This is a genomic window from Aeromonas sp. 603607 (assembly GCF_049171595.1).
Classification (GTDB): Bacteria; Pseudomonadota; Gammaproteobacteria; order Enterobacterales; family Aeromonadaceae; genus Aeromonas; species Aeromonas veronii.
The window spans coordinates 47,149-71,636 of record NZ_JAAKOV010000022.1 but is presented as its reverse complement, the minus strand read 5'-3'; the positions used below and the strand labels follow the sequence as shown (position 1 = coordinate 71,636).

At 60.0% G+C, this 24,488-nt stretch carries 19 protein-coding genes, 1 tRNA gene and 1 riboswitch; of the genes, 15 read left to right on the top strand and 5 right to left on the bottom strand.

The window, feature by feature from the left end; translation table 11 throughout:
• The first annotated feature begins 114 nt into the window (after positions 1 to 114).
• From G5315_RS18580 to hemB, 12 genes are all read left to right on the top strand, one after another.
• Positions 115 to 190: transfer RNA gene (locus G5315_RS18580), tRNA-Thr, on the top strand.
• Positions 191 to 441: 251 nt separating this feature from the next.
• Complete coding sequence (gene codB / locus G5315_RS18575) at positions 442 to 1,686, top strand: cytosine permease (RefSeq protein ID WP_069556499.1); 1,245 nt, start codon at positions 442 to 444, stop codon at positions 1,684 to 1,686.
• Entirely contained in the window at positions 1,680 to 2,945 is a 1,266-nt protein-coding gene (locus tag G5315_RS18570) for a cytosine deaminase (RefSeq protein ID WP_421333691.1), read from the top strand. Before codB ends, G5315_RS18570 begins: the two co-directional genes overlap by 7 nt.
• Positions 2,946 to 3,040: 95 nt before the next feature.
• Positions 3,041 to 3,418: a fluoride efflux transporter CrcB gene (crcB, locus tag G5315_RS18565; protein ID WP_005339378.1), complete on the top strand. Its 378-nt coding sequence runs from the start codon at positions 3,041 to 3,043 to the stop codon at positions 3,416 to 3,418.
• A gap of 65 nt (positions 3,419 to 3,483) precedes the next feature.
• Complete coding sequence (gene ubiE, locus G5315_RS18560) at positions 3,484 to 4,236, top strand: bifunctional demethylmenaquinone methyltransferase/2-methoxy-6-polyprenyl-1,4-benzoquinol methylase UbiE (RefSeq protein WP_005342396.1); 753 nt, start codon at positions 3,484 to 3,486, stop codon at positions 4,234 to 4,236.
• 8 nt (positions 4,237 to 4,244) lie between these two features.
• Positions 4,245 to 4,853 carry a ubiquinone biosynthesis accessory factor UbiJ gene (locus G5315_RS18555; RefSeq protein WP_139494367.1) on the top strand — a complete coding sequence of 203 codons (609 nt, stop codon included), beginning with the start codon at positions 4,245 to 4,247 and terminating at the stop codon, positions 4,851 to 4,853.
• A complete protein-coding gene (gene ubiB / locus G5315_RS18550; RefSeq protein ID WP_005339383.1) occupies positions 4,853 to 6,493 on the top strand; it encodes a ubiquinone biosynthesis regulatory protein kinase UbiB in 1,641 nt (546 codons plus the stop codon). Before G5315_RS18555 ends, ubiB begins: the two co-directional genes overlap by 1 nt.
• A 42-nt stretch (positions 6,494 to 6,535) precedes the next feature.
• Complete coding sequence (gene tatA / locus G5315_RS18545; RefSeq protein WP_005339385.1) at positions 6,536 to 6,787, top strand: Sec-independent protein translocase subunit TatA; 252 nt, start codon at positions 6,536 to 6,538, stop codon at positions 6,785 to 6,787.
• Between the two features lie 3 nt (positions 6,788 to 6,790).
• A complete protein-coding gene (tatB, locus tag G5315_RS18540; protein ID WP_005342398.1) occupies positions 6,791 to 7,255 on the top strand; it encodes a Sec-independent protein translocase protein TatB in 465 nt (154 codons plus the stop codon).
• On the top strand, positions 7,252 to 8,007 hold the full coding sequence (gene tatC / locus G5315_RS18535; RefSeq protein ID WP_005342401.1) for a twin-arginine translocase subunit TatC: 756 nt from the start codon (positions 7,252 to 7,254) through the stop codon (positions 8,005 to 8,007). The genes tatB and tatC overlap by 4 nt, the downstream gene beginning before the upstream one ends.
• A 188-nt stretch (positions 8,008 to 8,195) precedes the next feature.
• Positions 8,196 to 8,981 carry a TatD family hydrolase gene (locus G5315_RS18530; RefSeq protein ID WP_421333689.1) on the top strand — a complete coding sequence of 262 codons (786 nt, stop codon included), beginning with the start codon at positions 8,196 to 8,198 and terminating at the stop codon, positions 8,979 to 8,981.
• A gap of 3 nt (positions 8,982 to 8,984) precedes the next feature.
• Positions 8,985 to 10,001 (top strand): porphobilinogen synthase, encoded by a 1,017-nt coding sequence (gene hemB / locus G5315_RS18525; protein ID WP_421333687.1) that lies wholly within the window; start codon positions 8,985 to 8,987, stop codon positions 9,999 to 10,001.
• A gap of 172 nt (positions 10,002 to 10,173) precedes the next feature.
• Here the strand turns inward: hemB and G5315_RS18520 are convergent, their stop codons facing one another.
• Together G5315_RS18520 and G5315_RS18515 are read right to left on the bottom strand one after the other, a co-directional pair.
• Positions 10,174 to 13,680: a hypothetical protein gene (locus G5315_RS18520; RefSeq protein ID WP_421333686.1), complete on the bottom strand. Its 3,507-nt coding sequence runs from the start codon at positions 13,678 to 13,680 to the stop codon at positions 10,174 to 10,176.
• A gap of 168 nt (positions 13,681 to 13,848) precedes the next feature.
• On the bottom strand, positions 13,849 to 16,038 hold the full coding sequence (locus G5315_RS18515) for an immunoglobulin-like domain-containing protein (protein ID WP_421333684.1): 2,190 nt from the start codon (positions 16,036 to 16,038) through the stop codon (positions 13,849 to 13,851).
• Between the two features lie 50 nt (positions 16,039 to 16,088).
• Positions 16,089 to 16,174: riboswitch (cyclic di-GMP riboswitch) on the bottom strand.
• A 436-nt stretch (positions 16,175 to 16,610) separates the two neighbouring features.
• Here G5315_RS18515 and prlC point away from each other — a divergent pair.
• Both prlC and G5315_RS18505 read left to right on the top strand, forming a co-directional pair.
• A complete protein-coding gene (gene prlC / locus G5315_RS18510; RefSeq protein ID WP_421333682.1) occupies positions 16,611 to 18,653 on the top strand; it encodes an oligopeptidase A in 2,043 nt (680 codons plus the stop codon).
• A gap of 207 nt (positions 18,654 to 18,860) precedes the next feature.
• A complete protein-coding gene (locus G5315_RS18505; protein WP_421223271.1) occupies positions 18,861 to 21,407 on the top strand; it encodes a putative bifunctional diguanylate cyclase/phosphodiesterase in 2,547 nt (848 codons plus the stop codon).
• Positions 21,408 to 21,412: 5 nt separating this feature from the next.
• Here G5315_RS18505 and G5315_RS18500 read toward each other — a convergent pair whose 3' ends face one another.
• Entirely contained in the window at positions 21,413 to 22,153 is a 741-nt protein-coding gene (locus tag G5315_RS18500; RefSeq protein ID WP_421333680.1) for a substrate-binding periplasmic protein, read from the bottom strand.
• A gap of 70 nt (positions 22,154 to 22,223) precedes the next feature.
• On the opposite strand from G5315_RS18500, the gene G5315_RS18495 reads away from it, so the two are divergent.
• Positions 22,224 to 22,970 carry a class I SAM-dependent methyltransferase gene (locus G5315_RS18495; protein WP_216952437.1) on the top strand — a complete coding sequence of 249 codons (747 nt, stop codon included), beginning with the start codon at positions 22,224 to 22,226 and terminating at the stop codon, positions 22,968 to 22,970.
• 59 nt (positions 22,971 to 23,029) lie between these two features.
• Here the strand turns inward: G5315_RS18495 and G5315_RS18490 are convergent, their stop codons facing one another.
• Together G5315_RS18490 and G5315_RS18485 are read right to left on the bottom strand one after the other, a co-directional pair.
• On the bottom strand, positions 23,030 to 23,299 hold the full coding sequence (locus G5315_RS18490) for a Rho-binding antiterminator (protein ID WP_266135500.1): 270 nt from the start codon (positions 23,297 to 23,299) through the stop codon (positions 23,030 to 23,032).
• A 25-nt stretch (positions 23,300 to 23,324) separates the two neighbouring features.
• Positions 23,325 to 24,302 (bottom strand): DUF4382 domain-containing protein, encoded by a 978-nt coding sequence (locus tag G5315_RS18485; protein WP_266135501.1) that lies wholly within the window; start codon positions 24,300 to 24,302, stop codon positions 23,325 to 23,327.
• Positions 24,303 to 24,488 lie beyond the last annotated feature (186 nt).

The following is a 24,488-nucleotide window of genomic DNA, read 5'->3' as shown; positions in this document are numbered from 1 at the left end:
AGAAGTGAAACGCGGTAGCGCCGATGGTAGTGTGGCATTCGCCATGCGAGAGTAGGACACTGCCAGGCACCCAATTTCAAGATTACGCCCAGCGTGGTCTTTACCGGTTAGTGTGCTGATATGGCTCAGTCGGTAGAGCGCATCCTTGGTAAGGATGAGGTCCCCAGTTCGATTCTGGGTATCAGCACCATTAAATAGAAAGCCTCCCTGAAAAGGGAGGCTTTTTTGCATCCGTCATTTTTTGATATCCCCTTACATTCCCTATTCCCGCAACCCCTTCTGCTTGCAGCCGACACTGTTTATCTGCTGGTTTGAGTCCTAATGTGTTACTCATTTGACTGCTATTGATGGTTTTATCCAGAGATTTAACCATGATTGATTGACGTAAAACGTTTTACATGTAAAATCCGGCGCGTTTTGCCTATTACGTGGAGAGAGAGCATGGCGCAGGATAACGAATACTGTTTGGGGGCGGTACCCGCCAAAGGGCGCAAAGGTGTGCTGTCGCTGATGCTGGTGATGCTAGGCCTGACCTTCTTCTCTGCCAGCATGTGGACCGGTGGTGCGCTGGGCACCGGGCTGGTGTTTGATGACTTCATCAAGGCGGTACTGCTCGGCAACTTGCTGCTGGGTATCTACACAGCCTGTCTCGGTTATATCGGTGCCTCAACCGGTCTCTCTACCCATCTGTTGGCGCGCTACTCGTTTGGGGTGAAAGGTTCCTGGCTGCCATCCCTGCTGCTGGGCGGTACTCAGGTCGGCTGGTTTGGCGTGGGCGTGGCGATGTTTGCCCTGCCGGTGCAGAAGGCGACCGGCATAGATGTGAACTGGCTGATCGCCATTTCGGGCATTTTGATGACGGTGACCGTCTACTTCGGGATCTCTGCCCTGATGGTGCTGAGCTTTGTGGCCGTACCGGCCATTGCACTGCTCGGTGGCTACTCGGTCTGGCTGGCGGTGACCTCGACCGGTGGCATGGCTGCACTGCAGCAGGTACAACCAAGCAATCCCATCGAGTTCACCACGGCGCTGACCATGGTGGTCGGTTCCTTTATCAGTGCAGGAACCCTGACCGCCGACTTTGTCCGATTTGGTCGCAAACCCTGGGGCGCCGTCATGATTACCATGGTGGCGTTTTTTTTGGGCAACACGCTAATGTTCGTCTTCGGCGCAGCCGGTGCGGCCGTGACCGGTCAGGCCGATATCTCGGAAGTGATGCTGATGCAGGGACTGCTGATCCCCGCCATCCTGGTGTTGGGCCTCAATATCTGGACCACCAACGACAACGCGCTCTATGCCTCCGGCCTCGGTTTTGCCAACATTACCGGCCTCAAGAGCAAGCCGCTCAGCGTGATCAACGGCCTTATCGGTACGGCTTGCGCCCTCTGGCTTTACAACAATTTTGTCGGCTGGCTGGCCTTTTTGAGTACGGCAATTCCGCCGATCGGTGGCATTATCATCATGGATTTCCTGCTCAATCGTGAGCGTTACCGTCAATTTGCCGATCAGCAGTTCGAGACGGTCCGCTGGCAGGCGCTGGTTGCCACGGCAGTCGGGGTGGCTGTCGGCAAGTGGCTGCCGGGCATAGTGCCACTCAACGCGGTATTGGGCGCCGCCTTCACCTATTTCATTCTGGTTCGCCTCACCCAGCGGCCGGTTCTGGTACAGGAAGCTAACAAATGCTGATTCAACATATTCGTTTGGCCGATCGGGAAGGGTTTTGGCAGATCCGCTGTCAGGATGGGGTCATCACAGCCATCGAACCCCATGACGAACATGCCGTCGCCGGTCGGGTGCTGGACGGGGAGGGCGGTCTGGCGATTTCCCCCTTTATCGAACCCCACATTCACCTCGATACCACCCAGACGGCCGGTGAGCCGAGCTGGAACCTCTCCGGCACCCTGTTCGAGGGGATCGAGCGCTGGGCCGAGCGCAAGGCGCTGCTGACCCATGAGGATGTGAAACAGCGCGCCATCCAGACGCTGAAGTGGCAGATCGCCAACGGCATCCAGTTCGTCCGTACTCACGTCGATGTCTCCGACCCCAATCTGGTGGCGCTCAAGGCGATGCTGGAAGTGCGGGAGGAGATGAAGGAGTGGGTCGAGCTGCAAATTGTCGCCTTCCCGCAGGAGGGGATTCTCTCTTACCCCAACGGCAAGGCACTACTGGAGGAGGCGCTCAAGCTGGGTGCCGACGTGATTGGCGCGATCCCCCATTTCGAGTTTACCCGGGAATATGGGGTCGAAAGTCTGCACTACATCTTCGATCTTGCCGAGAAGTATCAGGTTCTGGTCGATGTGCACTGCGACGAGATCGATGATGAGCAGTCTCGTTTCATCGAGACGCTGGCGACCCTGGCCTACGAGCGGGGTATCGGCCATCGGGTGACGGCCAGTCACACCACCGCCATGCACTCCTACAACGGCGCCTATGCTTCCCGCCTGTTTCGGCTGCTCAAGATGGCAGATATCAACTTCGTGGCCAATCCGCTGGTGAACATTCACCTGCAGGGGCGGTTCGATACCTATCCCAAACGCCGTGGCATTACCCGGGTGAAGGAGATGCTGGAGGCGAACATCAACGTCTGCTTCGGTCACGACGACGTGTTCGATCCCTGGTACCCCATGGGCACCGCCAACATGTTGCAGGTGCTGCACATGGGGCTGCATGTCTGCCAGATCATGGGTTACGAGCAGATCAACGACGGTCTGAAGCTGATCAGCAGCCACAGCGCCCGCACCCTGAATGTGCAGGATCGCTATGGTATCGAGGTGGGCAAACCGGCCAACCTGTTGATCCTGCCTGCCGACAACGGCTTCGATGCGGTGCGCCGTCAGGTGCCGGTGCGTTACTCGATCCGCCACGGCAAGGTGATTGCCCAGACCCGCCCGGCCCAGACCGAGATCGTGCTGGGTCAGCCAGAGCCCATCGATTTTCGCCGCTGAGATTTCAATCAGGCTGGATGACGATTAGTTCCGCCTCTGGGCACAAGGGCCGCCATTGCGACATAATGGCGGCCTGACCCTGAGGGAGTGACACCATGCAAACCTGGTTCTATGTTGCTGCAGGGGGCGCCATCGGCGCCTGCCTTCGTTTTGGGATTGCCGAACTGATGGCCTTGCTGCTGGGGCGCCACTTTCCTTACGGGACTCTGGTGGTCAACGTGGTGGGCTCTTTCATCATGGGGGTGGCATTCGCCCTCATCAGTCATGGTCATGTGGTAGAACACCCGATGAAGCCGCTGCTGATGGTGGGGATCCTCGGTGCCCTGACCACGTTTTCTTCCTTTGCCCTCGATACGGTAGTGCTGGCTCAACATGGAGCCTATCTGAAAGCGCTGCTCAATATCGGTCTCAATCTCTTCCTCTGTCTTGCCATGGTGGTGCTGGGCATGCAGTTGGTTGCGAGCCGGGTTTAAGGTGTCCGGACGCCAGTGGCTCTGGTAAACTGGCGGCCATTCTTTGCTCTATGGGTGTTTAAGGGATGTCAGAACAAGCAACGACAACGCATTTTGGCTTTAAAACCGTGGCCGCGACCGAGAAGGAAACTCTGGTAGCAGGTGTCTTCCATTCGGTGGCAGCCAAGTATGATCTGATGAACGATCTGATGTCGTTCGGCATCCACCGCCTGTGGAAGCGCTTCACCATCGACTGTTCCGGTGTGCGCAAGGGCCAGAAGGTGCTGGATCTGGCCGGTGGTACCGGTGACTTGACCGCCAAGTTCTCCCGCATCGTCGGCGAGACCGGTCAGGTGGTGCTGGCGGATATCAACGACTCCATGCTGAAAGTGGGCCGCGACAAGCTACGCAATCTGGGGGTCGCCAACAACGTCTCCTATGTGCAGGCCAATGCCGAAGCTCTCCCCTTCCCGGATAACCACTTCGACGTCATCACCATTGGCTTCGGCCTGCGCAACGTCACCGACAAGGACAAGGCGCTCGCCTCCATGTTCCGGGTGCTCAAGCCGGGTGGCCGTCTGCTGGTGCTGGAGTTCTCCAAGCCGGTCAGCGAAGTGATCGCCAAGCTCTATGACCTCTACTCCTTCAAACTGCTGCCGAAAATGGGCGAAATCGTCGCGAACGACAGTGAAAGCTACAAATATCTGGCAGAGTCCATCCGCATGCACCCGGATCAGCAGACCCTGGCTGGCATGATGGAAAATGTCGGTTTCGAGCAGGTGGAGTACTTCAATCTGACCCAGGGTGTGGTCGCCCTGCACCGCGGTTACAAGTTTTAAGGTTGCCTATGCCGATGGATGCCATGGTCACCGCGGTGATCGAAACCAGCCTCAACCAGTTGCTGGCGCTGGACAAACAGAGCCCGGAGCGGCTGCGCAAACTGGTGGGCAAGGTGCTCAAGCTGGAGCTGCGTGAACTCAAGCCGCTCTGGTTTGTCTTCTCCGAGCGTCGGCTCGATGTGCTGGCCCAGCATGAAGGGGATGCCGATGCGGTGCTCAGCCTGTCGCTGACCGCCCTTGGTCTGCTGAAAGACCCGTCCGCCCTGACCCGTTATATCCGCGAGGAGAAGCTGGATCTGAGCGGTGATCCCCAGCTGGTGCAGGCATTCAGCGTGCTGCTGGGTGAGCTGGATATCGACTGGGAGGAGGAGCTGTCGCGTTATACCGGCGACGTGCTGGCCCACACCCTGTTCAGTGGTGCCCGTCAGGCGCGTCGCCTGGTCGGTCGCGAGCTGTGCCGCACCCGCAGCCAGCTGGCGGAATATCTGACCGAAGAGGCCCGCCTCGCCCCCGGCCCGCTGGAAGTGGCGAGTTTCAACGATGACGTCGAGGTGCTGGCCCAGCAGCTCAAGGCCGTCGAACTGCGGCTGGCCCGCTTTGAACAGCAGGTGACCTGATGACCCCGAAGGAGTTCAAACGCCTCTATCGCATCATCACCATCCTGCTGGAGCAGGGCATCGACGAACTGGTGCCCGCCCGCTATCAACCCTGGCCGGGTCGTCTGGCCCGTCGCTCCCTGTTCTGGCTCAAGAACAAACAACCGGATCTCAGCCGCGGTGCCCGCATCCGCCTCGCCTTCGAGGCCCTTGGCCCCATCTTCATCAAGTTTGGCCAGATGCTCTCGACCCGCCGCGACCTGCTGCCGCCGGATATCGCCGAAGAGCTGGCCCTGCTGCAAGACAGGGTGCCCCCCTTCTGTGGTCAGGCGGCGCGCCAGCAGATCGAGCTGAGCTTGGGTTGTCCCATCGAAACCCTGTTTGACGACTTCGACGAGACGCCGCTGGCGTCGGCCTCCATCGCGCAGGTGCATACTGCCCGCCTGAAGGAGAGTGGCCGCGAGATCGTCATCAAGGTGATCCGCCCCGACATCGAGCCTGTCATCGAGGCCGACCTGCGACTGATGCAGGCGCTGGCCCGTCTGGTGGCCCGCTTCGTGCCCCAGAGCGCGCGACTGCGCCCCATCGAGGTGGTGGAGGAGTATCGCAAGACCATCCTCGACGAGCTGAATTTGATGCGCGAAGCGGCCAACGCCATCCAGTTACGCCGCAACTTCACCGGCTCCGAGGCGCTCTATGTGCCTGAAATCATCACCGACCTCTGCCGCGAGCAGGTGCTGGTGATGGAGCGCATCTACGGTATTCCGGTCTCCGACATTCCAGCGCTGGAAGCCAACGGCACCAATATGAAGCTGCTGGCCGAGCGCGGGGTCGAGGTCTTCTTCACTCAGGTGTTCCGCGACAGCTTCTTCCACGCCGATATGCACCCGGGCAACATCTTCGTCTCTTACGAACATCCGGAAAACCCGCTCTGGATCGGCATCGACTGCGGCATCGTCGGTACCCTCAATCGGGAAGACAAACGCTATCTGGCGGAGAACTTCCTCGCCTTCTTCAACCGAGACTATCGTCGGGTGGCGGAGCTGCATGTGGAGTCGGGCTGGGTACCGGCAGACACCAAGGTGGATGAATTCGAATTTGCCATTCGCACCGTGCTGGAGCCCATCTTCGAGAAGCCGCTCTCCGAGATCTCGTTCGGTCACGTGCTGCTCAACCTGTTCAACACCGCACGTCGCTTCCATATGACGGTGCAGCCGCAGCTGGTGCTGCTGCAAAAGACCCTGCTCTATGTGGAAGGGTTGGGGCGTCAGCTCTACCCGCAGCTCGATTTGTGGCAGACCGCCAAGCCGTTCCTCGAGAACTGGATGCACGAACAGGTGGGGCCAAAGTCGGTATTGAACGCCATCAAGGAGAAGGCGCCATTCTGGGCCGAGAAGCTGCCGGAGCTGCCGGAGCTGGTCTATGAGACCCTGCGTCAGACCCGTCATCAGCAGCGTCATTTCGACCAGATGTTTGCCGAGTTCCGCCGTCACAGCCGTCGGCAGGGGCAGGCCCGCTACCTCTTAGGGGTTGGAGCCAGCCTGCTATTGGCGGGTGTATTCTTGCTGACCCAAAAACAACACATTGAGTGGGGACAAGCCAGTCTCGCCGGTGCAGCCCTCTGCTGGCTGGTCGGCTGGTTGCGAACCCGTTCCCATTAATCAACAACCGCGCCGTCAGGCGCCTGTTCTGGAGAGAAAATCATGGGTGGTATCAGTATTTGGCAATTGTTGATCATCGCAGTCATCGTCGTGCTGCTGTTCGGTACCAAGAAACTGCGCGGCATTGGCGGTGATCTGGGCGCGGCGGTCAAAGGGTTCAAGAAAGCCCTCTCCGACGAGCCGGCTGATGCCAAGGCCGAGCAGAAAGATGCCGAGTTTCCCCCGAAACAGCTGAACGAAGCGGCCACTCAGAGCAGTGAGACCGCCAAACAGAAAGACAAAGACCAGGCCTAAGCCATGTTCGATATCGGTTTTTGGGAGCTGGTCGTTATCGGTGTGGTAGCACTGGTGGTACTGGGGCCCGAGCGGCTGCCGGTTGCCATCCGCACGGCTACCCACTGGATCCGCCTCATTCGTTCGACCGCGAACTCGGTCAAGTCCGAGCTGGAGCAGGAGCTCAAGTTGCAAGAGCTGCACAACGACCTCAAGAAGGCCGAACAGTTGCAGATGAGCAACCTGAGCCCCGAGCTGCAGGAGTCCATCGAACAGCTCAAGGCGGCGGCCCAGTCGGTCAATCGCCCCTATCAGGTGGAGAACGAGATCCGTCCGCCGCGCCCCGAGCCGGTCGCCCAGGCTGAGCCTGCCACGCCGGTGGAGCCTGCGGTGCAGCTGAGCCACGACGTGCCGCCGGTCAACAGCCAGCGGGAGAGCGAGCCGGTGCCGGTCAGCGACTCCGCAGTAAAAGGGGAGGTGAAGCCATGAGTCAGGCCGAACAACCCCTGATCAGCCATCTGGTTGAGCTGAGAACCCGTTTGCTGCGCTCCATTACTGCCATCCTCGTGGTGTTTCTGGCGCTGATCTACTTCTCCAACAACATCTATGACTTCGTGGCCCAGCCGCTGCTCAGCCAGTTGCCGGAAGGGACCAGCATGATCGCGACGGATGTGGCGACCCCCTTCCTGACGCCGATCAAGCTGACCCTGGTGGTCTCCTTCTTCGTGGCGATCCCCTATCTGCTCTATCAGGCCTGGGCCTTTATCGCCCCCGGTCTGTACCAGCATGAACGGCGCCTGATCATGCCGTTGGTGGTCTCCAGTGCCCTGCTGTTCTATGCGGGTATGGCGTTCGCCTACTACGTGGTGTTCCCGCTGGTGTTCGGTTTCTTCACCAGTACCGCCCCTGCCGGGGTGACGGTGGCGACCGATATCGCCAGCTATCTGGACTTCGTACTGACCCTGTTCTTCGCGTTCGGGGTGGCGTTCGAAATTCCGGTGGCTACCATACTGCTCTGCTGGACCGGCGTGACCACACCGCAAAACCTGAAGGAGAAACGTCCCTACGTCGTTGTCGGGGTGTTTGTGGTCGGCATGCTGCTGACGCCGCCTGATGTCTTCTCCCAGACCCTGCTCGCCATCCCGATGTGGGCGCTGTGGGAGATAGGTCTGTTCTTCGCCCGCTTCTACGTGAAGAAAGAGGATGAAGAGCAACAGGAACAACCGGATGTGGAGAGCTGAGGCTCTGTTCGTCACCTGTTTGCCGGACGGCGAGAGGATGACGAAGTCCGCAGGAATAGCAGAACGAGGGGAGCTGAGGCTCCCTTCCTCTTTTCATGCTCCCGTTCGAGGCGTATGGTAAGACCCCATTCGGTAGATGGTTTTCAAATACCTGATATGTATTCCTTTTGTTCGGAACGTCTCATTCCATGATCGATATCGGTTTAAACCTGACCAGCAGCCAGTTCGCCGGTGAACAGCCTGAGCTGGTGGCCCGTGCCCGTGCCGCCGGAGTGGAGGCGCTGATCCTCACCGGTACCGATCTGACTGGCAGCCGCGAGAGCGCCGAGTTGGCCGCCCGCTGGCCGGGCTACTGCTTCTCCACCGCCGGGGTGCATCCTCACGATGCCAAGAGTGTCGATGAGGCGACCCTGCCCGCCTTGCGCGAGCTGGCAGCCTTGCCGCAGGTGGTGGCCATCGGCGAGTGCGGCCTCGACTACAACCGCGACTTCTCCCCCCGTCCGGTGCAGGATGCGGTATTCGACGCCCAGCTGGCGCTGGCCGCCGAACTCGGGATGCCGGTGTTTCTCCACTGCCGCGATGCCCACGCCCGTTTTATCGAGATCCTCCGTCCCTGGTTGCCCAGACTTCCAGGAGCAGTGCTGCATTGCTTCACCGGTTCCGACGAGGAGCTGGACGAGTGTCTGGCGTTGGGGCTGCATATCGGGGTGACCGGCTGGCTCTGCGACGAGCGCCGTGGTCAGCTGCTGCGCGAGCAGGTGGCCCGCATTCCGGCCGGCCGCCTGATGATCGAGACCGACGCCCCCTATCTGGTGCCGCGGGATCTGAAACCGCGCCCGAAACGCAACGAACCTGCTTTTTTGCCGCACATCGCCCAGGTGGTGGCGGCCTGTCGTGGTGAAGCGCCCGAGGCCTTGCTGGCCCACACCCGGGCCACCTCCGCCGCGTTCTTCCAACTTCCTCTCCAGGAGTGATTCATGGCTACAACTCTTCCGGGCACCTTTCCGGGCCGCCGCCTGCGCCGTCTGCGCAAACATGATTTCAGCCGTCGTCTGGTGCGCGAGAACGTACTGACCGTCAACGATCTCATCTATCCGGTGTTCGTGCTGGAGGGGGAGAACCGTCGGGAAGCCGTTCCCTCCATGCCGGGGGTGGAGCGTCTCTCCATCGATCTGCTACTGATCGAGGCTGCCGAGCTGGTGGAGCTGGGCGTGCCTGCCATTGCCCTGTTCCCGGTGACCCCGCTGGAGAGCAAGAGCCTGATGGCGGAAGAGGCCTACAACCCGAACGGACTGGCTCAGCGCACCGTGCGTGCCCTCAAGGCCCGCTTCCCGGAGCTGGGGGTGATCACCGATGTGGCGCTCGATCCGTTCACCACCCACGGGCAGGACGGCATCATCGATGACGAAGGCTATGTGCTGAACGACATCACCACCGAAATCCTGATCAAGCAGGCGCTCTCCCATGCCGAGGCCGGGGTCGATATCGTGGCGCCGTCCGACATGATGGATGGCCGCATCGGCGCCATCCGCGCTGCGCTGGAAGAGAATGGCTTCATCAACACCCAGATCATGGCCTACTCCGCCAAGTACGCTTCCTGCTACTACGGCCCATTCCGCGATGCGGTTGGCTCTGCCGGCAACCTCGGCAAGAGCAACAAGGCCACCTATCAGATGGATCCGGCCAACAGTAACGAAGCCCTGCACGAAGTGGCGCTGGATATTCAGGAAGGGGCCGACAGCGTGATGGTCAAGCCGGGCATGCCCTATCTGGACGTGGTTCGTCAGGTGAAGGATCAGTTCGGCGTGCCGACTTTCGCCTATCAGGTCAGCGGCGAGTACGCCATGCACATGGCGGCGATCCAGAACGGCTGGCTGAAAGAGAAGGAGTGCATCATGGAGTCCCTGCTCTGCTTCAAGCGGGCCGGGGCCGACGGCATCCTTACCTACTTCGCCAAGCGCGTGGCGCAATGGCTGAAGGAAGATGCCCGTTAAGCTGATGTGTCCGATCGTGTAACGGATAGAAAAGAGGGGAGCCGATGGCTCCCCTCTTTCGTTACTGATAGCTGATTACAGCTTTATCCAGGCATCGCTCCAGGCAGTGCCGGTCGCGGTTGATGCATAGTGGCTGAGGGAGCCATCGGCTCCCTTTTTTATGACCGGCTAATTACAGCTTGATCCAGGCATCGCTCCAGTGGCTGCCGGTACCCGGTGCATAGTGGCTGGTCGAGCCGCCACACCAGCCGCTGTAGGGCCAGGGTTTGCACTCGTAGTCGCCACCGGCATTGCTGACCCGTTCGCCACTCTGATAAGCGGTGCCCGCAACATAGGTCGGGTAGCTGCCGTTACCACCGTCACTGTCACCACCCGGTGCCTGTTCCACCAACGCCAGGGTGAAGCGGCGCTCGAAGCCCTGCTTGCTCCCCTCAGCCATGCCCGCCAGCAACAGCTCGTAACTGCCAGCCGCAAGGCCCGACTGTGCCAGCTGCAGGGATCCCTGACCATCGATCAGGGCGCTGCCGGTGGCGACCGGATTGCCACCCAGCAACAGGGTCGCGGTGACGGTCACCGGGTTGGCGGTAGTCAGCGTCAGACTGAAGTCGAGCGCGCCGTTAACGATGAGATATTCGGCCGCCAGATCGGTGACGGTGAAGTCACTGCTGCTACCGGTAGTGGGCAGAATGAAGTCTCCGCTCAGGTAGGTCAGACCGGTCCAGCCGGAGCTGGTCAGCCAGTGCTTGCCATTGGTCTGATAGACGTTGGGCAACTGGGTGCACTGTTTGTTGTCATTGACGAAGCCGATACCGTAAAAGCCTGCCACATTCTTGTAGCAGAGCTGGCGACCATTCTGGTGCAGCACTGGCTGGTCCAGCTTGCTCTTATGGTGGAGTGACAGCCAGTCAAACTGGTTGATGGCCGAGACCAGCGGCACAAACTGGCCATCGGGCTGACGATAGCGGATCAGGGATCCGGCATCACAGAGCAGACCATCTGCCTGCTGTTCGACGTAGCCGTAGTACTGCTCGCCATCCTGGAAGGTGAATCGGCAGAGATTGCCTTTCTCCGACTCCTTGGGGATCCAGCCCATCAGCAGTCGCTCCTGATTGTTCAGGGCCGCCAGTTGCCCAACACTGAAGTCGCTGCCGTTGGCTACCCAGCCTTGCGGCATGGTGGAGAATTGCATGAAGTAGTGGTCGGTATAGTACATGTGGCTGTCAGCGCGGTGCTTGCGAGCCCCCTGGCTGACCGAGTTGTAGCGATAGATGTCGTTTTCTGGCTTGTGGAAGCCGTTGAGATCATCGTCCAGATAGGGCAGGTCGCCCTTGCGGATATGGTAGTTGGCCATGCCCGTCATCAGCGGATGCCAGCCGTGGCTGCCACGGGCAAACGCGCTCTCATGGCTGTAGGACTTCCCATCGAAGCCGTGGCCAAATTCGTGGGCAATGATACCCCAACTGCCGTAGTAGTGGCTGACAAAGTTAAAGGTATCGACCCCGGTGATGCCACCACTCCCCAGCCCGCCCCCCATGGCGGTGATCCCCAGGTTGAGGTAGGGGCGCTTCATCAGGCTGTGGTAGTAGTAGTCATAATCGGCGGCCGTAAAGATCCCGTTCGGCACATAGCTGTTGCCGCCATTGCCGAACATCTCGTAGCCATTCACCGCCTTGAAGTTGTACCAGACGTGTTTGAACTCCTCGGTCGAGACCATGTAGGCCAGGTTGGTGGCGATGATCAGCCACTCGCGGGCGTAGAGGGCATTGATGGGGCGCCAGGAGCCGCTGGTGTTGGTGGCGAAGCGCACGTTCCAGCTTGGCTTGAGGCGTGCCAGCTTCTGGGCAAACGGATCCGAGTTGGAGCTGAACCTGTGCTCGAACTGGGCGGGCAGATTGATGCTGTTGTCGAGCAGGTTGTTGAGATCAAACACGCCATCGCGGCTGGCGCTGTTGAAGCGTCCCTGCTCGCCAAAGGCGCTCAGTGGCAGGGTGATTTGGGCATAGGCGGGCAGGCGATCGAGCTGGCCCAGGATCAGCCACTTGTTGATACCGTTCAGGCGTGACTCGATATTGATGTCATGCAGCTCTCTGGCGGCATAGTTGGTGATGCGCACCGTGTCGTTATCAAGCAGCTCGGTCTTGACCAGCGAATTGATGTTGACCGAACGCTGGGCGCGATCGATCAGCACCTCGTAGGGTTCGTCATTGCGCAGTATGTAGCTGACTGCGGCCGGCATCAGCTGATCGAAGATCAGCGGGCGAGCCAGCAACTGCTCGTCGGCCGTGAAGCTGATCTCCTTGCTCAGCAGCTGGTTGAAACCCAGGCCGCGTTCGTTGGCGGTGACAAGTGCCGAGCCCGCCAGCTGGAGATCTTTCAGCGCCGCCACGGGCTGCTGGTTGATCTCCCGAACAGTAAAGGTCGGGTTCTTGAACTGAAAGTCGTTGGCGATCAGGGTATCGGCATCATGCCACTCGATGCGGTCCTTGAAGTTCACCACCAGCCGATCGTCATCCATGTCGATTTTTTGCAGATTGCTGTCGGCGATCACCTGCTCAGGCGCCAGCGGGGTGTTGCTGGCGATGGCATCAGCCAGTTTGCGCAAGTCATAGATGTAGTAGTTTTTGCCGGCTGTATGGGCCAGGAGATAGTCACCCACCTGATGGAGTTGCACCAGACGGTGGCTGTATTTTCCTTCAAAGGCGAGCCGACCGGCGATGGGGGTCTTGAGGCTGTTCTCCGGCGTCACATCCTGCTGGCGGTAGACCTTGATCTCGCTCAGCGCATCGGCCACCAGCACGTAATCCTGATTGGCAAAGACGGCCTGGGCGCGGTGCAGGCTGTTGCTGCCGGAATCCCGACCGGTTCCCAGGGTGGTGACATGGCGATGTTCATCGGCCAGATCGAAGATATCGACCCGGTGCGAGTAGCGCGAGACCACGTAGAGCAGGTTGTTGCGGACAAACAATTCACTGACCTGGTTGTAGGCCGTGGCACTGCCGGTTTCGGTGCCGCGGATCTCGCCAATCTGCTGGCGGCTCGGGATATCGATAATGGCCACATGGCCCGGATTGCCGTTCTGGCTGACATAGAGCCGATCCTGATAGCGCTCGACCGCCGTGATCAGGCTGGCGTCCAGCCCCAGCTGGTCGGCCGTCAGCTCCTCGCCTTTGTCCAGATATTGCAGCGAGGTGGCAAACGAGTTGACGCTGCAGGAGCTGGTCTCCATCACCACACGGGTGCGTTCGCCATTCTGGATCTGGCCGTGGGGGAAGTACTCCAGCAGACAGCCGTTGCCGTAGTCATAGTTGCCAAAGCGCTTGTTGACCGCAACGACCCCACCGTCGTACCAGGTCAGCTCCCACTCCTCATCGAAGAAATCAAAGACGTTACGAATGGCTGTTTCGTCGAAAAAGTGGGGTTTGGGCAGATCGAACAGGATGTGGTTATCCGCCGTCAGCGGGTAGAGCAGGCCGTTGATGGCAAGGTGGCGCTTGCCATCCTTGATGATCACGTTCTGCTCGTCAGCCGCACTCTGATGCAGCGCGGCGAGGCGCGCCGTCATCTGTTCGTAGTGCTCCTGATAGGTTTGTTTGAAATAGGCTTGTTCGCGCTCATCGGCCACAACATGGGCCGACAGCAGCAGACCGAGCAGGGTGGCAAGCTTGGTGGTTCTTGGCATGGTGATTTCCTTATCTTGGTTGTTGTTGGATGTTTTTGGGTGGTTGGCAAGCATGTAAAAGAGAGGGGCTAACCCGTCCGGGTCAGTGCATCCTGCCCATCGGCAGCGTGGCCGACGGGCAAGATATGGGCGGGGGCCTGTCGGCCCCCGTTAGTGGTTGGGGCAAGGTCAGAGCTTGATCCAGGCATCGCTCCAGGCGCTGCCGGTACCCGGCGCATAGTGGCTGGTCGAGCCGCCACACCAGCCGCTGTAGGGCCAGGGTTTGCACTCGTAGTTGCCACCGGCATTACTGACCCGATCACCGGCCTGATAGCTGGTGTTGGGGGCATAGGCCGGGTAGTCACCTTCGCCACCGCCGCTGTTCTCTTCGGTCAGCGCAACCGGGAAGCGCTGTACCACCGGCTGCTGGCCGTCAGCCAGACCGGTGATCACAACGTCGTAGCTGCCATCGGTGACGTTGCTGCCCTGCAGTACCAGGGTGCTGGTGCCGTTCACCTGGCCGCTGGTGGTGCCGTGGCTATGGCCGCTCTGCTCCAGAGTCGCGGTGATCTGTACCGGGTTGGCGGTGGTCACGTTGAAACGGATGCTGACCTGACCGTTGACGATGGTGTACTCGCTCGCCATGGCGCTGACGGTGAAGTCGCTGCTGCCTTCGGCGGGTGGCGTTGTGCCGCCGCAGTCGCTGTCGCCCTGTACGCGCCAGACGCCCCAGTCACCCGTGGTGCCCGGCTCTTCGTTCTGGGTCCACCAGCCTGCCAGCCAGTTCTTGCCGTTGTGGCTGACGATGTCGCCGCCCACATAGACCTTCTTGGCATCCCAGCTGTTTTCACAGACGGCGCCCTGCTCCCTGACGGTCACGTTGCGCAGCTGGGTTACTTGCTGACCGGCGCTGTCGCTCACCTGATAGGTGAGGGTGTAGCGGCCGACCTTGCTGCTGTCGACGCTGCCGCTGACCTTGATTTGGGCGGTCAGGTCGCCATCTTCTTCATCATGGGCGCTGACGCCAGCCATCGGATCGAAGGGGGTACCCAGCTCCAGCGTGGTGTCGGTGACGCCGCTGAATACCGGCTTCATGCTGTAGACCTCGATGGTGCGTACCTGCTCGGTGACGTTGTTGTCGCGATCGCTCACCTTGTAGGTGAGGGGGTAGAGGCCGATGCGCTGGCTGTCTACCGAACCTTCCACCTGGATCTGGCCAGTCAGGTCGCCATCTTCCTTGTCGTTGGCGCTGACCCCGGCCAGCGGATCAAAGGCAGTGCCCTGCTTGATGCGGGCATCGCTCAGGCCGCTGAACACCGGCTTGCCGTTGTCGACCGGCGGCGTGATCTCCTGATCGTGGATGAAGGGGCCGTAGCTCTTTATGAAGGATTCGTTGTAGGACTGACCGGCGGCGTTGCGGCCCATGTCCCAGTTGATGGACCAGGTCATCACGCCACGCAGCGGTTGCCCCTCGCTCTTCAGGCGGTTGAAGGCGTTGTAGAGCTTCTGCGGATCCTGCACATAGCCAGTGGCGGCGGCGTCAATGTTGGTCGGAATACCGAACACCAGCTTGTCATGGGGGATCTTGTAGAAGCCGCGGGTACCGTTGCTCAGCGAATCCGCCATGTAGTAGATGAACTCTTCTTTCAGGGCATCGTTGTTCTGGGCAATCCAGCCGATGCCATCGGTGTAGATACCGTCGCCACCCTGGTTGTAGAACTGGGGGTTGATCCAGTCGTAGTAGCCTTCCAGATTGCGGATATAGGGGATGTAGGCGCCAGTCTGGGTCAGATAGGGGAACTCCGGCGCCATGGTGATGAGGAAGTTTTTCCCCTGGGCGCGGTAGTGATCCTTGACCAGACGCAGGGCTGCCGGGATCACGGTCTGGTTGTCGGCGGCGGTGATGGCGGCCTGTTCCAGGTCGATATCCAGCCCGTCGAAGCCGTAGGTCTCCACCAGACGGATGATCTCGTCGGCAAAGGCCTGCTCCTGACCCTTGCGCAGCTCGATGTGTGCATCGGCACCGCCCAGCGCCAGCAGCACGGCACGGCCCTGACGGTTCAGCTCGGCGATCTGCTCGATAAACTGGCTTTCGCTCATGCCGATGGCCGGGTCGAGTTTGAAGGTGGGGATGGGATCGCTGCCATAGACCTTCATGAAGGAGACATCGACCACGTTGTATTGCGGGTTGACCTGATCGAGCTTGACGCAGGGGGCGATACCGCCCTTGTAGCCCGAGCCGTCACACCAGTTGTGCCAGTAGCCGACCACTACGCCGGACTGGGGGTTGACCATCGCCTGACCGGCACTGGCGGCATATGCCATGGGGGTGCCCATGCCGAGCAGGCAGCCAAGCAGGGATAATTTGAGTTTGTTCATTGTCTCTCCGTACGGTGCAAATAGGGCGTCGGTTGTGACCGGACGTCCCCGGGGGCAGCCCCGCTGTCATAGGTGTTTTCCCTTAGACCGGTGGCTTTGCGTCGCGCCCTTTCGGGTCACTTTGCCTTTTTCACCCGATTTCTGTGCAGCACAGAGAATCAAGTGACCTGCATGGCAGGCTGCCTATGATAGATGCTTGAAAATAAATTAATCAATAGTTGGTTTTGATTCTAATTAACTGAAATATATTGATAATTTGTTACGCCGCCCACATTCAGTCAGTTCCCCTGATTGACCATTACAGTGCCTGGCAAGCAGCGGTGGCGTCGGTAAATGGCTACTTGTTGCCCCTTGAAAGTAGCGGTAAGAGCCAAAAAAGCTCACAGATTCATCCTGTTACTGACTGTTGATGACAAAACAGCGGCAATGGCAGAGATCCGGGTCGCAATGGCTGGAAAAGTACAGGGTTGTGGCGGATTCCCGCTTGATTATTGCGTGGCTTGGCCACATGTTAGAAAGCCATACAGAGCTGCTAAAGCGGTCTGTTCAAGACCAAACAAGAGGTAACCGGGATGAATAACCCTTTGCTGACAATGGATTCGCTGCCCCCTTTCAGCCAGATCAAGCCGGAGCAGGTTCAGCCAGCCGTGATTCAGGCGATTGCTGACTGCAAGCAGAAGATCAGCGATGTGCTGGCCCAGCGTGATCCCCATACCTGGGATAGCCTGATTGCCCCGCTGGAAGAGGTAAATGACCGTCTGTCACGGATCTGGTCACCGGTCAGCCACCTCAACTCCGTACTCAACAGCGAAACGCTGCGCGAGGCCCATGATGCCTGCCTGCCGCTGCTCTCCGAATTCCAGACCTATGTCGGTCAGCATGAAGGGCTCTATCAGGCCTATCTGGCCCTCTCCGAGAGCGATGATTTCCCGCTGCTGAGCGGCGCCCAGCGCAAGGAGATCGAGAATACCCTGCGTGACTTCCGCCTCTCCGGCATCGGTCTGCCTGCCGAGGCGCAGCAGCGTTACGGCGAAATTCAGGCCCGCCTCTCCGAGCTGGCCTCCCGTTTCAGCAACAACGTGCTGGATGCAACCCAGGGCTGGCACAAGCTGGTGGCCGATGAAGCCGAGCTGGCCGGTCTGCCCGAGAGCGTGCGTGCCGCTGCCCGTCAGATGGCCGAGCTCAAGGGCAAAGAGGGGTGGCTGTTCACGCTGGATATCCCTTCCTACCTGCCGGTGATGATGTATGCCGACAACCGCGAGCTGCGGGCCGAGATGTATGAGGCCTTCACCACCCGCGCCTCCGATCAGGGCCCCAATGCGGGCAAGTGGGACAACTCCGCCATCATGAGCGAGCTGCTCACCCTGCGCCGCGAACTGGCTCAGTTGCTGGGCTTTGCCAACTATGCCGAGCTCTCCCTGGCCACCAAGATGGCGGACAAGACCGAACAGGTGGTGAGCTTCCTCACCGATCTGGCGGCTAAATCCCTGCCGCAAGGCAGGGCTGAGCTGGAGGAGATCCGCACCTTCGCCGCCGAGCAGCATGGTCAGAGCGAGCTGGCAGCCTGGGATCTCGCCTACTACGCCGAGAAGCTCAAGCAGCACAAATTCTCCATCTCCGACGAGCAGCTGCGTCCCTACTTCCCCGCCAGCAAGGTGGTGAAGGGGCTGTTCGAAGTGGTGAAGCGGGTGTTCGGCATGAAGGTGCGCGAGCGCCTCGGCATCGACACCTGGCACCCGGACGTGCGCTTCTACGACATCTTCGATGCCGACGACGAGCTGCGCGGCAGCTTCTATCTCGACCTCTACGCCCGCGAGCACAAGCAGGGCGGGGCCTGGATGGATGTCTGTCTGGGTCGTCGCTACCGTCAGGATGGCTCGCTGCAAAAACCGGTGGCCTACCTGACCTGCAACTTCAACGGCCCGGTGGATGGCAAGCCTGCGCTGTTCACCCACAACGAAGTGGTCACCCTGTTCCATGAGTTTGGCCACGGCATTCACCACATGCTGACCCGCATCGACGTGGCCGGCGTGGCCGGTATCAACGGCGTGGCCTGGGATGCGGTGGAGCTGCCGAGCCAGTTCCTCGAGAACTGGTGCTGGGAGTCCGAGGCGCTGGCCTTTATCTCCGGCCACTACGAGACCGGCGAGCCGTTGCCTGCCGATCTGCTGGAGAAGATGCTGACCGCCCGCAACTTCCAGGCGGCGATGCAGATGTTGCGCCAGCTGGAGTTCGCCCTGTTCGACTTCCGTCTCCATCAGGAGTTTGACCCGGCCAATCCGGCACAGCTCCCGGCGCTGCTGGACGAGGTACGCAGTCAGGTGGCCGTGATGACGCCACCGGCGTTCAACCGCTTCCAGCACAGCTTCTCCCACATCTTCGCGGGCGGCTATGCGGCGGGCTACTACAGCTACAAGTGGGCCGAGGTGCTCTCTGCCGATGCCTTCTCCCGCTTCGAGGAGGAGGGGATCTTCAACCCGGCCACCGGCCAATCCTTCCTGAAGAATATTCTGGAGAAGGGGGGCTCGAAGGAGCCGATGGAGCTGTTCCGAGCCTTCCGTGGCCGTGAGCCCAAGGTGGATGCACTGCTGCGACACAGCGGGATCGCTGCCTGAGATTCCTGACCCGCCGCCTGTGTGAGCTTCAAGCAGGTACACTGTTTTGCGGCATAGTGGGATCGAGTCGTGATTTCTGCGACAAAAAGGGACCTTTTGGTCCCTTTTTTCAAGGCTTTTTAATATCTTGCTGATTGCATATTTGCACTGCCCACGGCTCTTCAGTAGAGTCGTGTTCTAACCTTCAAGGAGAGAAAGCCACTTGCCATGAGGCGAGCACTCGATTCCGTCTATCAAATCATCTCCAGTCTGGCTCATTCGAGCGGTCAGGGATATTTCGATACCTTTGTGAGTGAAATCGCCGCTGCTGTGATGGCTGATGTCGTCCTGATCGCCAGCAGGGAATCAAATGCTACCCACCTGACGGTTCAGACCGTCTATCCCTCCTCCCTTGACACCGATGCCCTGACGCTGCCACTGACTGACTCTCCCGATGCCATTACCTGGCAGGAGGGGGAAGCCTGGTTCAGCGATCGTCTGCTTCAGCTCTTTGCCAACGTTCCCCTTGCACAGGAGTGGCAACCTCAGGCCTATGCCGGGATTGTCCTCAGGAATGCAGATGGCGAGACCATAGGTATCTGCGCCCTGCTTTATCGTCAGCCGCAGGCCAATATGAGCAAGGTGATGGGGTTGCTCCGGTTGCTTGCTCCGTTGGCGGGTCGCGAGCTGGCGCTGATGCTGCAACGACAGCTGCCCCCCCCTCTGCCTGAACCGTCCCATGCATTGCAGAGCATGCTGTTCCAGGCTCCGGTGGGGATCGGTAAGCTGGATCTGGCTGGCCGTATCCTCTGGGCCAACCCGGCCATCGAGCAGATGCTTGGCTATCCCCTTGACGAGTTGCTGCAGCGATCCATCTCCGACATCAACCATCCCGAGGATTGGCAGGGCAGCCTCGTTTGCTACGAAGAGATCCGCCGTGGCGAGCGCAGCAGTTTCACCCGGGAGAAGCGCTACTTCTGCAAGGGGGGGCAGATCCTGTGGGGGCGGGTAACCGTCACCCTGATCCGTGACAAGCAGCAGCAGCCGGACTACCTGATGGTGCTGCTGGAGAATATCGATCCTCTCAAGCGCCATGCGGAGCAGCTCAAGCTCTCCCACCGGGTCTATGACAATCTCTCCGAGGCGATCCTGGTCTGTGATGCCGATAGCCGCATCATCTCGGTCAATCCGGCCTTCGAGCAGATCACCGGCTACAGCAGTGACGAGGTGCGAGGCCAGCGCCCCAGCCTGCTCAAGTCGGGGCTGCACGATCAGACCTTCTATGCCGACATGTACCACGCGCTGGAGCGGGTGGGGGTATGGCGTGGTGAGGTGTGGAACAAGCGCAAGAATGGCAAGCTCTATCCACAGCAGTTGATGATTAGCACCCTGCGGGAAGGGGGCAGGATCAGCCAGTACATCGCCATCTTCAGCGACCTCTCCCAAACCAAACTGGCCGAGCAGAAGATCGCCGCACAGGCCAACTATGACAACCTCACCAGCCTGCCCAACCGCTGGCTGTTCAGTCGCTGTCTCAGCCGCTTCTGCGAGCGGGGCGAGCGCTTCGCCCTGATGGTGCTCGACCTCAACAACTTCAAGGCGGTCAACAACAGCATGGATCACCATGCCGGTGACGCCCTGTTGCGGGAGGTGTCGGACCGGCTGGTGAGCCGGGTGCGCACCGAGGACCTGGTGGCCCGCATCGGTGGTGACGAGTTCGCCTTTCTGGTGCCAGGCATCGTCACCCGTCGTCAGGCCGAGGTGTTTGCCAAGCAGGTTATCGGTAGCTTTACCCGTCCCTTCATGCTGGCCAACCAGCATCTCTATGTTACGGCAACCGTGGGGATGACCCTCTGCCCCGTCGATGGTAGCGAGAGTGACGAGCTGCTGCGCAACGCCGAACAAGCGCTGTTTGCCGCCAAGCGGCAGGGGCGGTTGATCGGTACCTACTGCTCCTCAATGCGGGAAGAGGTGCGTCAGCGCCACCAGATGCAGCAGGATCTGGCGGAGGCGATCAAGCTGGAGCAGTTAACCATGGCCTACCAGCCCATCTGGGACAACCGCAGCGGTCGGGTCGCCAAGCTTGAGGCGCTGGTGCGCTGGTATCACCCCCAGTGGGGACAGGTGTCGCCAGCCGAGTTTATCCCGCTGGCGGAAGAGGCGGGGTTGATTCAGGGGCTGGGTGCGCTGGTGTTGTGGCAATCATGCCGGGATCTGGCTCGGTTGCAGCAGTCCGGCTTCCCTGATCTGCAGATGTCGATCAACCGCTCCACCATGGAGTTCCAGACTATCGACCCCGAGGCGAGCGAGTGGCTCAAGGTGATCCAGCACTTCGGGCTCGATCCTGCCGACATCGTCATCGAAATCACCGAATCTCTGCTGATGGAGAGCAGCGATCAGCACAGGGTGCGGATCGATGCCCTGCGCGAGGCGGGTTGCAAGCTGGCTATCGATGATTTCGGTACCGGCTACTCGGCCCTCAACTATCTGCGCTCTTTCCCGGTGGATCTGGTCAAGATCGACCGCTCTTTTGTGCGCCATATCCCCTTCAACGAGCAGGATCGGATGCTGCTGGACGGCATCATCAACATAGTGCACAACCTCGGTATGCAGGTGGTGATTGAGGGGGTAGAAACCCGCGAGCAACTCAACTTCCTCTGTCAGAAGGGATGTGCCTTCACCCAGGGTTATCTGCTCAGCCGCCCGCTGGCCTATGACGATCTCACCGAATATCTGCAGCTCAATGACAAGGGGATGTTTCTGCAGATCAGTTAGGGGGTTTACTCCTTCGATGTCATCTCTGCCTGCTTCGTTTGCAGTGTCCGGTAATTCTCGCCGAGATAGCGCAGATAGATGCGATCCAGTACCCCTTCATCCAGCATCTGTTGCAGCGCCTTGTTGTAGGCAGGCAACAGGTCTGCTTTCTGCTTGCCAAAACAGAGGTAGAGCGGTGTCGAGTCGATAAAGGGGGTGAGGGGGCGGATCTTGACGTCCTGCTCCCTGGAGAGGCTGGGGGCCGAGAAGTAGTCGAGGATGATGAGGTCAACCCGGCTCTTCTCAAGCAACAGCAGCAACTGCTTGTCTGAATGGGCCTTGATGGGGTCCCATCCGGTGAAGTTCCTGATCTTGTCGGTATAGTCATAGCCCCTGACCATCCCTACTTTCAGCCCCTTGGCCATCTCCCACGAGAAGTTCTGTAGCGGACTGTCACTGCGCACATAGGCGGCCAGCGGATAGAAGGCGGTAGCAAGATCAGAGTGGTAGCAGCCGGGGAGGGGGGCATTGTCGAGGATGCCATCAGCCAGTTGGGTACTCACATACTGTTCGCAGCGCCCCCACGGCAGTTCGAGCAGGGTTAGGGTCATTCCGAGGCGTCTGGTTGCTTCCTGATGGATCTCCACCGATATCCCTTCCATCAGTTTGCCCTGTTCGGCGTAGGAGAAGGGGGGCCAGTCTACACCGCATACCTTGAGACTGGTGCTGCTCTGGGCGGCAAGCAACAGGGCTATCAGCAGCTGCATGGGATTCTCCGGGATATGAGGGGGGTTGTGGTACACTCGCTTCACTGAACTTAGAACGCATCCAGAGACCATGCAAATCCTCCTCGAAGACCCCGCCAAGGCCGCGCAGGCAGACGCGCTGGCCAGCCAGCTTGGCCAAATCGACCTTCCCCTGTTTGCTCTGGTCTTTACCCCGGAGCGGCTGGAGTTGCGCAAGCTGGATGAGCCCAAGCTGGGGGCCGTCTATGTGGATTTCGTCGAAGGGGCCGTCGCCCATCGCCGCAAATTTGGCGGCGGTCGTGGCCAGTCCATCGCCAAGGCAGTGGGGCTCAAGGCCGGCGCCACACCGACCGTAGTGGATGCCACTGCCGGACTGGGGCGTGATGCCTTCGTTCTGGCTTCTCTTGGTTGCAAGGTGACCCTGATCGAACGCAGCCCTGTGGTAGCCGCCCTGCTGCAGGATGGTCTGGCTCGAGCCGCCGAAGACCCGGAGATTGGCCCCTGGGTGCGCGAGCGGATGCAGTTGCTGCACGGCCCGGCGGTGGAGACCTTGCTAGGGCTAACCGAGCGGCCTGACGTCATCTACCTCGACCCCATGTTCCCCCACAAACAGAAGTCGGCGCTGGTGAAAAAAGAGATGCGGGTGTTTCAGTCGCTGGTGGGGCCGGATCTTGACGCCGATGCCCTGCTGCCTGCGGCGCTGAAGATGGCACAAAAGCGGGTAGTGGTGAAGCGACCGGACTATGCTGGCTGGCTCAATGAGCACAAACCCAGCATGGCTATCGAGACCAAGAGCAACCGCTTCGATGTCTATGTGATGGCGGCGCTGGCGGGATAACGCCGCACGCGAGGGGTAAAAGAAGAGGGCCAACCCGATGGGGTTGGCCCTCTTGCCATCTATTGGCCGTCTGACTGGGCTGGTGGAGCGAAGCGGATCAGCTTCTCCTCTCCCTGCCAGCTGAATCTCATGGTCGCCAGATCCGCCAGACTGAGTTGCTCGCCGCTGTGCAGCTGGAGATACTCTACTCCATCGCGGGCCTCTATGGTGCGGATCCGATCCGCCCACTGACGTCCGTCCCGACTGGTCAGCGCGACCGGCAACTGCCAGCTGGCGGCGATCTCCAGCCAGTCGTAGAGATCGCAACTGATGGGTTGGTAGGTGTTCATGTGCGGGTTGCCCTCTTGTCGCCGGTTACTGGAAATTGATGATGGTGGCGGGCGCCACCACCGCCTGGGCTTTCTGCACCTGTTCCAGTTGCAGCGGGTCGCCAGCCAGCGCCGGATCGTCCTCGTGGCCATTGCAGACCAGCGCCAGATCGTAGCTACCGAGATTAACAAATCCCAACTCGTAACCAAAGCCGCCACCGCTTTGCGGCAACACGGGCGCGCTGGCATAGAAGCCGTTGTCGCTGTCCGCCATGTCGGGGTAGTTGTCGTCACTTCTGGGTTGGTAGAAGTAGACGAAAGCCTTGTCGGTCAGCAGGCCGCCACACAAGCCAGCTGCTACCGTGCCCCTGACGATGGTGACCTGGGTGTTATTCACCAGCCGCACCCCTCTGGGCTTGAGCTTGTAGTACTGCTCGTGGCCGGGCAGCACCATGGCCTGGCGCAGGTCGAACTCGGTGGTGAAGGCGCTGAGGCCGTTTGCTGCGATGGTGAAGGCATCCAGCTTGAGCTCGCTGCTTGGCACTTCCAGCGGCTTGATCCCCCCATCATCCCGTTTGACGTAGGAGTAGGGGGTGCCATTCAGAAATTGGTTGCTGACCTCCCGTCCATCCAGTATCCGCAACCTCATCTGGCTGTAGTCACCGGGCATCACGCTCTGACCGGACAGCAGGGGGCGACTGGCGGATCCTTGATAACTCAGCAGGTCGATGTAGGTGAACTGCGGCCGGTCTGCACTGTCGAGCGGTATCGTCTCGCCGCTCGGGGTGCAGCCATCGTCCTGGGCCGAGGTGAGAAAACTGGCGGTGGTCCAGATCTGTTCGTTGCCGGCGACGGGGTGGATGCTGATGTTGGCGACGGCGATGCAGACCTTGCTGACCGCATCCACCGGGGCGTCGGAGAAGGCCAGCGAGAGCTGGGCTGGTTGTGGTTGGCTATTGCTGTCGCCACCACCGCCGCAGGCGGTGAGCAGGGTGGTCAGTCCGATCAGAGTCAAGGATTTCATGGCGTCCATTCCGGTTGGTTATGAAGACACCCCAACTCTAGTCGAACGTTGGTCATGAAGGGGAGGCTGGGCCCAGACGCAAGGGCGGGATCTGCCCGTCAGCCCAATAACATCAAGGTGCAGGCCTGAGTAGCACCAGTGTTGGCTGCGAAAGATATTGTCGGAACGCCGGGGCACTGATTGGGC

Bases quoted from the DNA above. Each gene is read 5' to 3' on its own strand.
- codB (WP_069556499.1), top strand. From the start codon at position 442: ATGGCGCAGGATAACGAATACTGTTTGGGGGCGGTACCCGCCAAAGGG.
- G5315_RS18570 (WP_421333691.1), top strand. From the start codon at position 1,680: ATGCTGATTCAACATATTCGTTTGGCCGATCGGGAAGGGTTTTGGCAG.
- crcB (WP_005339378.1), top strand. From the start codon at position 3,041: ATGCAAACCTGGTTCTATGTTGCTGCAGGGGGCGCCATCGGCGCCTGC.
- ubiE (WP_005342396.1), top strand. From the start codon at position 3,484: ATGTCAGAACAAGCAACGACAACGCATTTTGGCTTTAAAACCGTGGCC.
- G5315_RS18555 (WP_139494367.1), top strand. From the start codon at position 4,245: ATGCCGATGGATGCCATGGTCACCGCGGTGATCGAAACCAGCCTCAAC.
- ubiB (WP_005339383.1), top strand. From the start codon at position 4,853: ATGACCCCGAAGGAGTTCAAACGCCTCTATCGCATCATCACCATCCTG.
- tatA (WP_005339385.1), top strand. From the start codon at position 6,536: ATGGGTGGTATCAGTATTTGGCAATTGTTGATCATCGCAGTCATCGTC.
- tatB (WP_005342398.1), top strand. From the start codon at position 6,791: ATGTTCGATATCGGTTTTTGGGAGCTGGTCGTTATCGGTGTGGTAGCA.
- tatC (WP_005342401.1), top strand. From the start codon at position 7,252: ATGAGTCAGGCCGAACAACCCCTGATCAGCCATCTGGTTGAGCTGAGA.
- G5315_RS18530 (WP_421333689.1), top strand. From the start codon at position 8,196: ATGATCGATATCGGTTTAAACCTGACCAGCAGCCAGTTCGCCGGTGAA.
- hemB (WP_421333687.1), top strand. From the start codon at position 8,985: ATGGCTACAACTCTTCCGGGCACCTTTCCGGGCCGCCGCCTGCGCCGT.
- G5315_RS18520 (WP_421333686.1), bottom strand. From the start codon at position 13,680: ATGCCAAGAACCACCAAGCTTGCCACCCTGCTCGGTCTGCTGCTGTCG.
- G5315_RS18515 (WP_421333684.1), bottom strand. From the start codon at position 16,038: ATGAACAAACTCAAATTATCCCTGCTTGGCTGCCTGCTCGGCATGGGC.
- prlC (WP_421333682.1), top strand. From the start codon at position 16,611: ATGAATAACCCTTTGCTGACAATGGATTCGCTGCCCCCTTTCAGCCAG.
- G5315_RS18505 (WP_421223271.1), top strand. From the start codon at position 18,861: ATGAGGCGAGCACTCGATTCCGTCTATCAAATCATCTCCAGTCTGGCT.
- G5315_RS18500 (WP_421333680.1), bottom strand. From the start codon at position 22,153: ATGCAGCTGCTGATAGCCCTGTTGCTTGCCGCCCAGAGCAGCACCAGT.
- G5315_RS18495 (WP_216952437.1), top strand. From the start codon at position 22,224: ATGCAAATCCTCCTCGAAGACCCCGCCAAGGCCGCGCAGGCAGACGCG.
- G5315_RS18490 (WP_266135500.1), bottom strand. From the start codon at position 23,299: ATGAACACCTACCAACCCATCAGTTGCGATCTCTACGACTGGCTGGAG.
- G5315_RS18485 (WP_266135501.1), bottom strand. From the start codon at position 24,302: ATGAAATCCTTGACTCTGATCGGACTGACCACCCTGCTCACCGCCTGC.